Below are 13815 nucleotides of genomic sequence, written 5' to 3'. Positions count from 1 at the left end.
CTGTCCCTGAGGAGGCGCGCTGTCCGGGGAGCGTGTCCTCCGCTCGGTGAGTCGCGCTGTCCGACGAGGGCGCCCCGACCAGGCGAACCGCCCTATTCCGACGAGCGGGCGCGCCAGGCGGAGCCGCTTCCCGACGTCAATGAGGACAGCCGCTCGGTCAGCCGGCTGATCCCGTAGGACAGCCACGGCGGGGTGTGCGCGACCAGTGGCGAGTTCCGCTTGTCGAGCAGGGTGATCATCTGGTGCGGCGGGAGGTCGATGTAGCGCGGCAGGTTCTCGTACCAGCGGGCGCTGTAGCGCGCCGCCTTCTGCGGGGCCCGGATCACGGACCTGCGCTGGCGCTCGTAACGGGCCAGGGCGCCGGCCGGCCGCGGGTCGGCGTGCAGGGCGTCCACCAGGAAGGCGACGTCGCCCAGCGCCAGGGTGGTGCCCGCGCCGACGGAGTAGTGGGTGGTGTGCGCGGAGTCCCCGAGCAGCACCACGTTGTCGTGGTACCACCTGCGGTTGGTCACGGTGCGGAAGTTCAGCCAGTGGGCGCTGCCGTCGATCTGGGTGCGGCCCATGAGCGAGTGCCCGTCGAGGATGTCGGCGAACAGCTTCTCCATCAGGGCCAGGCTGTCGGCCTCGTTCGCCTCGTGGAAGCCGAGACCCCGCCACGTCTCCGGCGAGCATTCGACCACGACCGTGCTGCGGTCCTGGTCGTAGCGGTAGCCGTAGCACCAGATCCAGCCGTGCGGGGTCTCGGTGAAGGCGAAGGTGAACGAGTCGAAGACCTTCGTGGTGCCGAGCCAGACGTACTTGTTGCGCCCGACGGCGATCTCGGTGCCGAAGTGGGCGGCGTGGCGTTCGCGCAGCACGCTGTTGACGCCGTCGCCGGCCACGATCAGGTCGGCGTCGGGGAACTCGCGCTCGTCGGTGACCTCCCGCTCGAACTCGATCCGCACCCCGAGCGCCCGCGCCCGCTCGGTGAAGATGTCGAGCAGCCGCCGCCGGCTGACGCCGGAGCCCTCGTCGCCGTGCTCCACCGTGATCGTGGCCCGGTCGTGCAGGTGCACGACCCAGCTGTCCCAGCGGACGGAGCACTCGCTGATGGCGCGGGCGGACTCGGGGTCGACGCCGTGCAGGAAGTGGAACAGCTCGTCCCAGTACGTCACGCCCCAGCCGTACGAGGATCCGGCGGGGTTCCGCTCGTAGATGGTGATGTCGTGGGACGGATCCACCCGCTTCATCAGGATCGAGAAGTACAGGCTGGCGGGTCCGCCGCCGACACAGACGACCTTCACGAGAGCTCCCCCTACTACACGAAACGTCATCAATATGTAACAGAGAGTAGCAGTTGGTGAAGTCAGACAGCCGTCACAGAAGCCGTGTCGCGGGAGGTCGGGTCAGCCTGTCGCGGGCGGCCCGACGGGATTCACGCGGGTCGGATGGGCGGCGGGAGGGCGTTCGTGCCGGTCAGCCGGTGGCGGGCGACGCGAAGGCGTTCACGCCGGTCAGATCGGCCGACAGTCGCCACAGGCGGGCCGCCTCCCGCGGGTCCACGGCCCACTCGGCCACCCCGGCGACCAGCGTCGCGCCGGGCGGGAGAGGGTCGGCCACGTCGCCGTCCTCGCAGTAGAGCCCGCCGAGCCCGTCCAGCCGCGGCGAGATGGCCGCCCACACCTGGGTGGCGGCGCCCTCCTGCACGCTCTTCCAGCCGGGGTTGCCGGGCGTGGACTCGATGGTCTTCTTCAGCTCCGCGAACTCCTCTGGCGGGATGTCGCGGGCCAGGGACGTGCCGGCGATGGCGCCGGGGTGCACCGCGAACGCGCGCACGCCCGCCTCCTTGCCCAGCGCGTCCAGGTGCACGGCGAACAGCACGTTGGCGGTCTTGGCCTGCCCGTAGGCCAGCCACTTGTCGTACCCCCGCTCGAACTGCACGTCGTCCCAGCGGATCCCGGAGAGCTGGTGGCCGTTGGAGGAGACCGACACCACGCGCGCCCGGCCCCGCGCCAGCGCCGGCCAGAGCCGGTTGACCAGGGCGAAGTGGCCGAGGTGGTTGACGGCGAACTGGGACTCCCAGCCGGGGCCGACCCGCCGCTCGGGGCCGGCCATGATGCCGGCGTTGGCGATCAGCAGGTGCAGGTCGCGCCCGGAGGCGAGAAAACGCTCCGCGAAGCGCCGCACGCCGTCGAGGTCGGCCAGGTCCAGCTCGGCGACCTCGACCCCGGGGACGCCGGAGGCGTCGGCGCCGGCGGCATCCCGGAGCTCGCCGACCTCGACGCCGGGGAGGCCGGCCAGGGCCTCGATCGCCGCCTCGGGACGCCGGGCCGGGACGATCACGCGCGCGCCCGCCTCCACCAGCGCCCTGGTGGTCTCCAGTCCGAGGCCCGAGTAGCCGCCCGTGACGAGGGCCAGCCGCCCTGACAGGTCGATGTCCCGCAGGACATCGGCCGTGGTGCTGTGGATTCCGAAGCCGGAACCGAGTTTGTGCTGTTCAGTGCTCATGTCGGCGACGCTATGACCTGGAGTCGGCTCCAGGTCAAATGGCGCGCCGGGCGTCGACCAGGACCTCCACCCCGTCGAGGATCCGCTCCAGCCCGAACTCGTAGCCGAGCTGCCGCTCGTCCTCGGGCAGGCCGGCCGGATAGTCGAACGCGCCCGCGTCCACGGCGGCGCGCAGGGCCGGCAGCCTCCGTGCGTCCACGCGGGAGCCGAGCAGCGCGCTGTGGGCGGCGATCGACGCGCTGGAGGCGGCGGATCCGAGGTCGGCGCCCAGCCGGGCGGTGGCGTGCATGTACGTGGCCACCAGCAGGACGATGCCGGCCTTGTCGCGCTCGTCCAGCCCCGTTCCGCCGAGCACGGCCAGCGCCCGGTCGGTCCAGGCCAGCTGGTTGGGCGTGGCGGGCGGCCCGGTGATCGGCAGGCGCACGATCCACGTGTGGGTGCGCAGCATCTCCCACTGGGCCCGGCACCAGCGGCGCAGCCCGTCGCGCCAGTCGTCGCACGGCTCGTCGAGCCCGGCGGGCACGCCCGCGACCGAGTCGAGCATCAGCAGCAGCAGTTCGTCCTTGTTCTTGACGTGCCGGTAGAGCGACATCGTGGTGAAGCCGAGCCGCGCGGCGACCCGGGCCATCGACACCGCCTCCAGCCCGCCCTCGTCGGCCAGCTCCACGGCCGCCCGCGCGATCCGGGGCAGGCTCAGCCCGGTCTTCGGCTCCGGCTCCGGCCGTTCGAGTCGTTCCCAGAGATCCATCCCGGCAGTGTATGTCATACACTCGGTGTATGACATACACAGCATTGATCGCGGGCGGCGGGATAGCGGGCACGGCGGCCGCGATAGCCCTGCGCAAGGCGGGCGTCGACGCCGTGATCCACGAGGCGTACGACAGGACGGCCGACCAGGCGGGCGCCTTCCTGACGCTCGCGCCGAACGCGCTCGACGCCCTGCGCGCTCTGGACCTGGACGTCGGCGGGCTCGGTTTCGAGACCCCCGGCATCACGATCTCCAGCGGTTCCGGCAGGCGGCTCGGCGCGCTGTCCTACGCCCACGGCGGCGTGGTGAGCAGGACGGTCAAACGGGCCGACCTCTACCGGTTCCTGCGCGGGCACGACCTGCGCATCGAGTACGGCAAACGCCTGACCGCCGCCGCCTGTACCCCGGGCGGCGGCGTGCTGGCGACCTTCGCCGACGGCACCACGGCCGAGGCGGACCTGCTCATCGGCGCCGACGGCCTGCGCTCGGCGGTGCGCCGGATCATCGATCCGGACGCGCCGGGCGCGCGCTACACCGGCCTGCTCACCGTGGGAGGGTACGCGCGCGGCATCTCGACCGGCTCGGAGCCCGGCATGATGTGGGCCGTCTTCGGCAAGCGCTGCTTCTTCGTCCACACCACGCACCCGGACGGGGAGGTGTGGTGGGCCGCCAACCCCGCGCAGCCCGTCGAGCTCACCCCCGCCGAGCTGGCCGCCGTCACCGCGCGGGAAGGGCGGGACCGGCTGAGCGAGCTGTTCGGGAACGACCGGAGCCCCGCCCTCGACATCATCGCGGCGACCGGAGAGATTCTCGCGGGCTGGAACTCCTATGAGGTGCCGAGCGTGCCGAGATGGCACCGCGGCCGGATGATCGTCATCGGCGACGCCGCCCACGCCACCGCGCCGTCGATCGGGCAGGGCGCGGCGATGGCCGTCGAGGACGCCGTGGTCCTGGCCAAGTGCCTGCGCGACAGCCCGGGGGTGGAGGCGGCGTTCGCGGCGTACGAGCGGCTGCGCCGGGGGCGGGTCGAGCGCGTCGTCGAGCAGGGCAACCGTACCGGCGGCTGGAAGGCGCTCAGCCCGCTCGCCAGGGTGCCCCGCGACCTGGTCATGAGCCTGGGCATGAAGCTGGCGGCCATGACCGGGGCCGACCCCAGCCGCTGGATCTACGAGCACCACCTCGAATGGGAGGAGCCGGTCGGCGAGCCCGTCTGAGCGCCAGGGCGGCGGCCCTCAGCCCCGTCGCGGCGAGGCCGTGCTGGCGCGGGCCACCAGGCGGGTCGGGACGAGGTCGGTGCCGGGGCGGGACGCCTCGTTGTCGCGGATCTGCGCCAGGGCCTGCTGGACGCACCGCCGCCCGACCTCGGCGAAGTCCTGGTGCACCGTGGTCAGCGGCGGGACGAAATAGGCGGAGTCGGGAATGTCGTCGAAACCCACCACGCTGATGTCGCCCGGCACGGCCCGCCCGCGCTCGTGGAAGGCGCGCAGCAGCCCCAGGGCCATCTGGTCGTTGGAGGCGAAGACCGCCGTGCATGAGGGCTCGGCGGCCAGGGTGAGCCCGGCGGCGTAGCCGGACCCGGCCGACCAGTCGCCGTGCAGGGGCTCGGGCACCGGCCGCCCGGCCTCCTCCAGGGTGGCGCGCCAGGCCTGGGCCCGGCGCTGGCTCGCGTACGACGTCCGGGGCCCCGTCACGTGCCAGACGGTCCGGTGCCCCAGGTCGAGCAGGTGATGCACGGCCCGCCGCGCGCCGTCGGCCTGGTCGGTGTCGACCACGCTGTAGCGGTCGCCGGCGTCGGAGTCGACGACCACGGCGTGCACCCCGGGCGGCAGCGTGACGGTGCCGGCGTCGAGCAGGTGGACCTCGATGATGACGATGACCGCGTCCACGGCCAGCTCGCCCATCCGGGTGAAGGCGCCCAGCACGTTGTCCTGGGTCGGCACGTCGATGGGCGTCAGCGTGATCGCGTAGCCCTCGGCGGCGGCGTGGGTGGCGATGGCCTCGACCGTGCGGCTGTTGCCGGTCGAGGAGAGCCCGAAGAGGATGACGCCGATGGTGTTGAACTGGCCGTAACGCAGCGCGCGGGCGGCGCTGTTGGGCCGGTAGCCCAGCTCGCGCATCGCCGCCAGCACTTGCTCGCGGGTCGAGTCGATCACGCCGGGATGGCCGTTGGAGACACGGGAGACCGTCTGCGAGGAGACCCCCGCCCGCTGGGCGACGTCGGCCATGGAGACCCGCTGCTTGCGCCGCCCGCCGGGCACTCCGGAGCCGCCACGCTGCGCGCCGGCGTGCCCAGTCCCAGATACGGGCCCAGATACGGGCCCAGATACGGGCCCAGAAACGGGCCCGGGCCCGGGGCCGGGTTCGGGGGCGGGGTCCTGCCCAGTCGTCACTGCCATCGTCCGTCTGCCTCCGCAACGAGCATCCCGGGGGGTGCCTTGACCGGCCCGTACGGCCGGTGCCACGATACCGCAACAGAAGTTTACGTAAACATAACGGTGGGGAACCCCCCGGCGACCCTCGGTCAGCGGCCATCCCACGCCTCCCCCCGCAGTTGGTGTTTGCGTTGACGAAGCGGCGAGTGAGGAGTGCACGGGTGGTCGCAACAGTGCCCAGGGCGCGTCGGTCCTGGGCGGGCTGGCGGTTCGTCGGGCCGTTCATGGCGGTGTTCGCGCTGGTCTTCCTGGCGCCGATCGCGTACTCGATCTATCTGAGCCTGTTCAGGACCCAGCTGATCGGCGGCACCGCCTTCGTCGGCGCGGACAACTACCTCAAGGCGCTGGCCGACCCGCAGTTCTGGTCGGCTTTCGGCAACGTGGCGATCTTCCTGGTGGTGCAGGTCCCGATCATGCTGTTCCTGGCGCTGCTGGTGGCCCTGGCCATCGACAGCGGCCGGCTGTACGGGGCGAGCTTCTTCCGCATCGCGGTGTTCCTGCCCTACGCCGTCCCCGCCGTCGTGGCCACGCTGATGTGGGCCTTCATGTACGGCACCCGCTTCGGCCTGGTCGCCAACCTCAGCGACGCCCTCGGCGTGCGGCTGCCCGACCCGCTGTCGGCCGACCTGATCCTGGCCTCCCTCGGCAACGTCGTGACCTGGGAGTTCGTCGGCTACAACATGCTGATCCTGTACTCGGCCCTGCGCGTGGTCAACCCGTCCCTGTACGAGGCCGCGGAGATCGACGGCGCCGGCCAGTTCCGGATCATCCTGTCGATCAAGCTGCCCGCCCTGCGCGGCGCCCTGCTGATCGCCACGATCTTCTCCATCATCGGCAGCTTCCAGCTCTTCAACGAGCCCGCGATCCTCAAGAACCTGGCGCCGAACGCGATCACGTCCTCCTTCACGCCCAACTACTACGCCTACACGCTGTCCTTCGCCGGCCAGCAGTACAACTACTCGGCCACCGTCGCGATCGTCATGGGCGTGATCACGATGATCGTCGCCTACGCCGTCCAGCTGCGCGGCATGCGCAAGGAGGTCTGACACGTGACCGCCACCACCCGTGGCCCCCTGGTGATCCGCCACCGCCGTCACTCACCGCGCCGCCGGCGCAGCGTCACGCTGACCGTGCTGACCTCGATCATGCTGATCTACACGCTGCTCCCGCTGGTCTGGCTGGCGATCAACGCCTCCAAGACGCAGGAAGGGCTGCTCAGCTCGTTCGGCCTGTGGTTCGACGACGACTTCGCGCTGTTCTCCAACATCGCCGCCGCCTTCACCTACGACGACGGCATCTTCACCCGCTGGCTGCTCAACACCCTGCTCTACGTGGTCCTCGGCGCGGGCGGCGCGACGCTGCTGGCCACGATCGCCGGATACGGCCTGGCCAAGTTCGACTTCCCCGGCAAGAAGGCCGTCTTCGCCGTCGTGATCGGCGCGGTCGCGGTGCCCGGGACGGCGCTGGCCGTGCCGACGTTCCTGATGTTCTCCAGCCTCGGCCTGACCAACACGCCGTGGGCGGTCATCATCCCCTCGCTGGTCTCGCCGTTCGGTCTCTACCTCATGTGGACCTTCGCCGGCGACGCCGTCCCGAACGAGATCCTCGAATCGGCGCGGGTGGACGGGGCGCGGGAGTTCCAGACCTTCTTCCGCATCAGCCTGCCGCTGCTGGCTCCCGGGATCGTCACCGTGCTGCTGTTCACCGTGGTCGCGACGTGGAACAACTACTTCCTGCCGCTGATCATGCTGAAGGACCCCGGCTGGTATCCGCTGACCCTCGGCCTCAGCGCCTGGAACGCCCAGGCGACCACCGCGGGCGGCGAAGCGATCTTCAACCTCGTGATCACCGGTTCCCTGCTCACCATCGTCCCGCTGATCGTGGCGTTCCTGCTGCTCCAGCGGTACTGGCAGTCGGGCCTGGCCGCCGGGAGCGTCAAGGAGTGACCGGCGCCGCATCTCCACGAAAGGGACAACCATGACGACAATCCGCCGCCGCGCTCTGCTAGCGGGCGCGGCCCTGTCGGTAGCGCTGATCGCCACCGCCTGCGGCTCGCCGGGAGACGGCGGGCAGGGGGCGGCCCCGGCCCAGAGCACGTCGGCCACCGACCAGGAGGCCGCGCTGAACGCCGGCGGCACGATCACCGTCTGGGCGTGGGAGCCGACGCTCAAGCAGGTCGTCGCCGGCTTCCAGGCCAAGTATCCGAAGGTGAAGGTCAACCTGGTCAACGCCGGCACCGGCGACGACCAGTACACCGCCCTGCAGAACGCGGTCAAGGCCGGCTCCGGCGTCCCCGACGTGGCGCAGATCGAGTACTACGCGCTGCCGCAGTTCGCGCTGTCGAAGTCGGTCGCCGACCTGACGCCCTTCGGCGCGGACAAGCTCGAAGGTACCTTCACCCCCGGACCGTGGAACTCGGTCCACTCCGGCCCCGGCATCTACGGCCTGCCGATGGACTCCGGCCCGATGGCCCTGTTCTACAACAAGGACGTCTTCGACAAGCACGACATCGAGGTGCCGGAGACCTGGGAGGAGTACATCGAGGCCGCCAGGAAGCTGCACAAGGCCGACCCGAAGGCGTACATCACCAGCGACACCGGCGACGCCGGCTTCACCACCAGCATGATCTGGCAGGCCGGCGGCAAGCCGTACCAGGTCGACGGGACCAAGGTCGCGATCAACTTCGCCGACGAGGGCACCAAGAAGTTCACCGCCGCCTGGCAGCAGCTCATCTCGGAGAAGCTGCTCGCGCCGATCAACGGCTGGAGCGACGAGTGGTACAAGGGCCTGGGTGACGGCACCATCGCCACCCTCGTGATCGGCGCCTGGATGCCGGCCAACTTCGAGAGCGGCGTCAAGGCGGCGTCCGGCAAGTGGCGGGTCGCGCCGATGCCGCAGTGGGAGGCCGGCGGCAAGGCCACCTCCGAGAACGGCGGCAGCTCGCTGGCCATCCCCGAGGCGAGCGCCAACAAGACCCTGGCCTACGCGTTCATGAAGTACGCCGGCGTCGACGAGGGCGTCCAGACCCGCCTCGACGCGGGCGCGTTCCCCGCCACCACCGCGCACCTCAACGCGGCGGAGTTCAAGGACAAGAAGTTCCCCTACTTCGGCGACCAGCAGGTCAACCAGGTGCTCGCCGAGTCGGCCGCCCAGGTCGTGCCCGGCTGGTCGTACCTGCCCTACCAGGTGTACGCCAACAGCGTCTTCAACGACACCGTCGGCAAGGCGTACATCTCCTCGACCACGCTGGACGACGGGCTCAAGGCGTGGCAGGACGCCTCCGTCAAGTACGGGCAGGAGCAGGGCTTCAGCGTGCAGTAAGAGCCACGGCGAGCGGGAAGGCCGTGCCCGGAGGGATCCCCCCGGGCACGGCCGCCGTTTCACCCGCCGGTCAGGTTCACCGGCCGCTGTTTCACCCGCTGGTCAGGTCCAGCCGGACCCTGGCCAGCCACGACCCCCAGCCGTCCTGCGGCCGGCTGTCGCGGACGCGCAGGGAGAAGCCGCGGCTGTCACCCCGCACGTCGCGCAGGTCGAGCGTGCGCTCCTCGCGGTTGGACAGATCGCGCACGTTCTCCTCCTCCCGCAGCACCGTCCGCCAGCTCTGGTCGTCGGTCGAGACCTCGACCAGGAACTGGTTGCCGATGTCCAGCGTCAGCGTGCCCCCGGTCACCCGGGTCGGCAGCTCGAACCGGTAGACGGCTGCGGCGTTGCCGTCGGTGAAGCGGGCCCGCCCGTCGTGCACCTCGCCGTCGAGCTGGGAGCCGCCCTCGTCCAGCAGCCACGGCTCCTCCGCCGGGGTGCCCGGCGTGAACTGCACGGTGTCGCCGACCACCGTCACCGTCACCCGCTCCGAGGTCGTCCCCAGGCCGGAGACCGCCGACAGCAGCACCGGATGGGACCCGGGACCGGCCGCCGCCGGCACCGCCACCTGGAACTCGACCGTCTTGGACGCTCCCGGCGCGAGGCGCCCGAAGTCCGCGGACGCCGGCTCGACGGTCCAGCCCTGCGGCACGGCCGCGGTCAGCTTGCCGGTGACGGCCCGTTCTGCGTGGTTGGAGACCTTCGCGGTCAGCGTGACGCTCTCGCCGGGCGAGGCGAAGGCGCCGCCGGCCTCGACGACCAGCGGTGAGGTGGACGGCGGCGCCGCGGCGAGCAGCTCGATCTCCGACAGCGAGGTGCCGCCGGTGAACGTGAGCCGGTAGTGCGCGTATGCGCCCGGCTTCGCCACCTTGAACGGCCTGGTCTGCCGCCGCCACGGGAAGCTCTCGCCGGTCCGCTCGTCGAGCACCTTCCACTTCTGGCCGTCGGCGGAGCCTTCGAGCACCCAGCCGGTCGGATCCTCCTCGGGCCCGCCGGAGCCCGAGGTGAGCGTGTAGTGGCTCACCCGCCGCTCGCCGTCGAAGCCGTAGCCGACCCACGCGGGCAGCGCCGCCTGGGTGGCCGAGTCGTCGTCGAACAGTGCGCTCACGTCCGCGCCGCCGGCCGCCGACGCGGTGCCGCGCCCCGGCCCGGTGGCGTCACGCAGCGGCGTGGGCACCCGGTCGTCGCGGGTGATCGAGGGCGGCGCGGCGTCCGGTCCCGTGCCCCAGCGCGACGGCCGCGGCCCCATCTCGAACTCCAGCTCGCCGCCCTTGGCGAGCAGGTCGTGCGGCAGGTACGTCTTCCCGTACGGCCTGCCGTTCACCGTGAGCCCCTGCACGTACACGTTGCGCGCGCTGTTGCCCTTCGCCCTGATCACCAGCTTCCTGCCGTTCTCCAGGCGCACGGTCGCCTTCTCGAACAGCGGCGAGCCGATCGCGTAGTACGGGCTGCCCATCTGCAGCGGGTAGAAGCCCAGCGCGCTGAAGACCTGCCAGGCCGACATCTCCCCGTTGTCCTCGTCGCCCGGATAGCCCTGGCCGATCTCGCTGCCCAGGTAGAGCCGCGACAGCGCCTCACGCACCCTGGCCTGCGTCTTCCACGGCTGACCGGCGTAGTCGTACATGTAGGCGATGTGGTGCGAGGGCTGATTGCTGTGGCCGTACTGGCCCATGCGCACGTCCCTGGCCTCGGTCATCTCGTGGATGATCCCGTTGTACGAGCCGGGCGACAGCGCCTTCTCCGGGGTGGTGAAGAAGGCGTCCAGCTTGGCCGCCAGCTCGTCCGCGCCGCCGTACAGGTTGGCCAGGCCGCGGCCGTCCTGCGGGACGTGGAAGGCCATGTTCCAGCCGTTGGTCTCGGTGTAGTCGTAGCCCCACAGGCCCGGGTCGTAGGCGGCCGGCTTGCGGCGGAAGGAGCCGTCGGCGTTCCTGCCCTGGAAGAAGCGGACCGCAGGGTCGAACATGTGCACGTAGTTCAGCGCCCGGTCCCGGAAGTACTCGTACTCCTCCAGGTAGCGGGCCTTCTTCGCGCCCGTGGCGTGCCCGGCCAGCGCCTTGGCCATGTTCGCCAGGCCGAAGTCGTTGATGTAGCCGTCCATCGCCCACGACATGGCCTCGCCCGTGGACTGGATGCTGGTGTAGCCGAGGAAGACGGAGGTCGACAGGCCCTTGCGGCCCACATGGCGGGTGGGCGGGGCGACGGTGGCGTTCTTCAGCGCCGCCTCGTACGCCTTCTCCGGGTCGAAGCCGGTGATGCCCTTGAGGTAGGCGTCGGCGAAGGCCACGTCGGAGCTCGTCCCGACCATCAGGTCGGCGTAGCCGGGCGAGGACCAGCGGGCGATCCAGCCGCCGTCTTCGTACTGGCGCACGAACCCGTCCACCATCTCCCCGGCCGCGCTCGGCGTGAGCAGCGCGTACGCCGGCCAGGTGGTGCGGTAGGTGTCCCAGAAGCCGTTGTTGACGTACACCTTCCCGTCGGCCACCCGCGTGACCGGCGGTGTGCTGGTCGACGACTGCACGGCGTGCCGGTAGACCGGCGCGTCGGCGGTGCCGGTGTTCTCGAAGGCGGAGTTGGGATACAGGAACAGCCGGTAGAGGTTGGAGTACAGCGTGACGAGCTGGTCGCGGCTCGCGCCCTCGACCTCGATCACGCCGAGCTTGGCGTCCCAGGCGCGGCGCGCCCGCTCGCTGACCGTCTCCACCGTGTCGGAGGCGGAGACCTCCAGCTCCAGGTTCTTCTTCGCCTGCTCCACGCTGATCAGCGAGGAGGCGATGCGCATGTTCACCGTGCGCGCGGAGCCCGCGTCGAAGGACAGGTAGCCGAGGACGTTGTCGCGGCCCTGCCCGGTCAGCTTGCCGCCGCCGGTGACCGGGCGGTCGAAGACGGCGTAGAAGTACATGCGCGTGGCCCCGGTGGACAGGTCGCTGCGCACGTCGGAATGGCCGGTCACGACACCGCCGGACACGTCGAGGCTCAGCCCGCCGTCGTTGTTCACGTTGTCGAAGACGAGCTTCGCGGCGGAGCCGGGGAAGGTGAAGCGGGCCAGCGCCGCGTGGTCGGCCGGCGCGATCTCCGTCTTCAGCCCGTTGTCGAACGTGACCGCGTACAGGTGCGGCTGGGCCACCTCACGCTCGTGGCGGAAGGCCAGCGCCCGGCCGGTCCGCGACGGGTCGGGCACCCCCTCGGCCGCCGACGGCATGAACTGGAACGTCTGCCGGTCACCCATCCACGGGCTCGGCTCGTGGCTGGCGGTGAACGCCTGGATCTCGGGCAGGTTGGCGGCGTTGTTGGCCCGGTGGTACTCGTACAGCCAGCTGATCGAGCCGGCGTTGGTCATCGGGGTCCAGAAGTTGAACCCGTGCGGCACCGCCGTGGCGGGGAAGTTGTTGCCGCGCGAGAAACCACCGGTCGAATGGGTGCCCCTGGTCGTGATCACGTACTGCGACGGGCCGGACCTGTGCTCGCCGCGCCCCTCGTACGGCTGCCGCCGCCGCTCGGAGACGATCTTGATGTCGTCCACCCAGCCGCGGAACCCGGCCATCCCGGCCGGGCTGTCGTAGGCCACCAGGATGCGCTTGATCCGCTTGCCCCTGGCCACCTCGCCGATCCGGGACAGCTTGTAGTTCCACTGGTCGGCGTAGAGCGTCTTGGACTCGCCCTGCTCGCGCGGCGCCAGCCGGACGCCGTGCTGGTCGACCGCCTTCAGGCCGCTGAGGTAGGTGCCGTCGGAGAAGGCCAGGTCCACCGAGACGTACGTGCTGGGGTAGCGCAGGTCGGCCGCGGTGAGCTCGGGGAAGACCACGTACGACAGCTCCGTCGTGGCCGTGACCGGGATGTCCACCTCGAACACCTTGTTCGTGGCCCGGCCGCCCTTGCCGGAGGTGGTGCCGCCCGCGTACTGCAGGGCGCGCAGGCCGGAGAACCCGGCGCGCGGCTTGGACACGTGGCCGCCGTGCGGCCCGTTGCCCACCTGGGTGCGCATCGCGCTGGGCGGCTTGGCGCCGGTGCTGCCGTCCGACAGCTCCCACTCGGCCAGCTGCAGCGTCGAGCCCGCGCCGACGCGGGTGACGTTGAGCCGGTAGTGCGGGTAGGCGGTCGTTCCGGCGAAGCGGTACTCCTTGCGCTGCAGGCGCGCGTCGAACGTCTCGCCGGTCCTGGTGTCGAGCGTCACCCAGGTGCTTCCGTCGAGGGAGCCCTGCAGCTCCCAGTCGCGCGGATCGCGCTCGGGGACGTCGCCCGCCGAGGTCAGGGCGTAGTGCACGACCGTCACCGGCTCCGACAGCGTGTACTGGACCCAGCCGGTGGCGGCGAAGACCAGCCACTTGGTGTTGACGTCGGTGTCGGCGAGGTTCTCCTTCGTCTCGCCGCCGCCGGTGTTCTCGCCGCTGGCCGAAATCGCGGTGATCTTGTCGGAGAGGGTGCCCTCGATGCCGCCGGGCAGCCATCCGGTGACGTCACGTGACTTCTCGGAGGTGTTGACCCAGGTCGGCTGCGGATCGCCGGGCTCGAAGGAGGAGGCGAAGGCGGCGCCCTCGGCCTTGGCCAGGCTCTGGCCGTCGCGGGCCGCCCTGCTCACCTCCCCGGCGGGCGCGGCGGGTTCGGCCGGTTTCGGGTCGGGCGGCGGGCTGTAGGAGGGGCCTGGGGTAGGGGTGCCCGTAGGGCCGGGATTCGGAATGGGAGTCGGGCCTTTCTGCGCGGTGAGCGCCGCGGTGGCGGGAGCGGCGAGTGCTAAAGCGATGAGGGGGGATAAGAGTGCGGTCAGGACGGATTTTCTCATCGGGGACCTCT

General features: G+C 71.0%; 9 protein-coding genes. 4 read left to right on the top strand and 5 right to left on the bottom strand.

Features of this window, described 5'->3' with window-relative positions; genetic code table 11:
* Positions 1-92: 92 nt before the first annotated feature.
* The 3 genes from AB0C27_RS36345 to AB0C27_RS36335 all read right to left on the bottom strand — a co-directional run bounded on the left by AB0C27_RS36345 (position 93) and on the right by AB0C27_RS36335 (position 3235).
* The gene (locus tag AB0C27_RS36345; protein WP_357853768.1) at positions 93-1283 is read right to left on the bottom strand and encodes an FAD-dependent monooxygenase; all 1191 of its coding nucleotides are present in this window, start codon (positions 1281-1283) and stop codon (positions 93-95) included.
* 172 nt (positions 1284-1455) lie between these two features.
* Complete coding sequence (locus AB0C27_RS36340) at positions 1456-2487, bottom strand: oxidoreductase (RefSeq protein ID WP_357853765.1); 1032 nt, start codon at positions 2485-2487, stop codon at positions 1456-1458.
* Between the two features lie 34 nt (positions 2488-2521).
* Positions 2522-3235: a TetR/AcrR family transcriptional regulator gene (locus AB0C27_RS36335; RefSeq protein WP_357853763.1), complete on the bottom strand. Its 714-nt coding sequence runs from the start codon at positions 3233-3235 to the stop codon at positions 2522-2524.
* Between the two features lie 29 nt (positions 3236-3264).
* Here AB0C27_RS36335 and AB0C27_RS36330 point away from each other — a divergent pair, with 29 nt between their 5' ends.
* Positions 3265-4449 carry an FAD-dependent monooxygenase gene (locus AB0C27_RS36330; RefSeq protein ID WP_357853761.1) on the top strand — a complete coding sequence of 395 codons (1185 nt, stop codon included), beginning with the start codon at positions 3265-3267 and terminating at the stop codon, positions 4447-4449.
* A gap of 18 nt (positions 4450-4467) precedes the next feature.
* Here the strand turns inward: AB0C27_RS36330 and AB0C27_RS36325 are convergent, their stop codons facing one another.
* Positions 4468-5460: a LacI family DNA-binding transcriptional regulator gene (locus tag AB0C27_RS36325; protein WP_357853758.1), complete on the bottom strand. Its 993-nt coding sequence runs from the start codon at positions 5458-5460 to the stop codon at positions 4468-4470.
* A 368-nt stretch (positions 5461-5828) separates the two neighbouring features.
* Between AB0C27_RS36325 and AB0C27_RS36320 the strand changes: the two genes are divergently transcribed.
* The 3 genes from AB0C27_RS36320 to AB0C27_RS36310 are packed head-to-tail and all read left to right on the top strand — an operon-like array spanning position 5829 to position 8988.
* The gene (locus AB0C27_RS36320; RefSeq protein WP_357853755.1) at positions 5829-6713 is read left to right on the top strand and encodes a sugar ABC transporter permease; all 885 of its coding nucleotides are present in this window, start codon (positions 5829-5831) and stop codon (positions 6711-6713) included.
* Between the two features lie 3 nt (positions 6714-6716).
* Positions 6717-7613: a carbohydrate ABC transporter permease gene (locus AB0C27_RS36315; protein WP_357853752.1), complete on the top strand. Its 897-nt coding sequence runs from the start codon at positions 6717-6719 to the stop codon at positions 7611-7613.
* A 31-nt stretch (positions 7614-7644) separates the two neighbouring features.
* Positions 7645-8988 (top strand): extracellular solute-binding protein, encoded by a 1344-nt coding sequence (locus AB0C27_RS36310; protein WP_357853749.1) that lies wholly within the window; start codon positions 7645-7647, stop codon positions 8986-8988.
* Between the two features lie 91 nt (positions 8989-9079).
* Here AB0C27_RS36310 and AB0C27_RS36305 read toward each other — a convergent pair whose 3' ends face one another.
* The gene (locus AB0C27_RS36305) at positions 9080-13804 is read right to left on the bottom strand and encodes a GH92 family glycosyl hydrolase (protein ID WP_357853746.1); all 4725 of its coding nucleotides are present in this window, start codon (positions 13802-13804) and stop codon (positions 9080-9082) included.
* Positions 13805-13815: the final 11 nt, after the last annotated feature.

The sequence above is a fragment of the Nonomuraea sp. NPDC048882 genome (assembly GCF_040649755.1).
In the GTDB taxonomy this organism is placed as follows: Bacteria; Actinomycetota; Actinomycetes; order Streptosporangiales; family Streptosporangiaceae; genus Nonomuraea; species Nonomuraea maheshkhaliensis.
The sequence above is the reverse complement of the archived record's forward strand: the minus strand, read 5'-3'. Positions and strand labels throughout refer to the sequence as shown.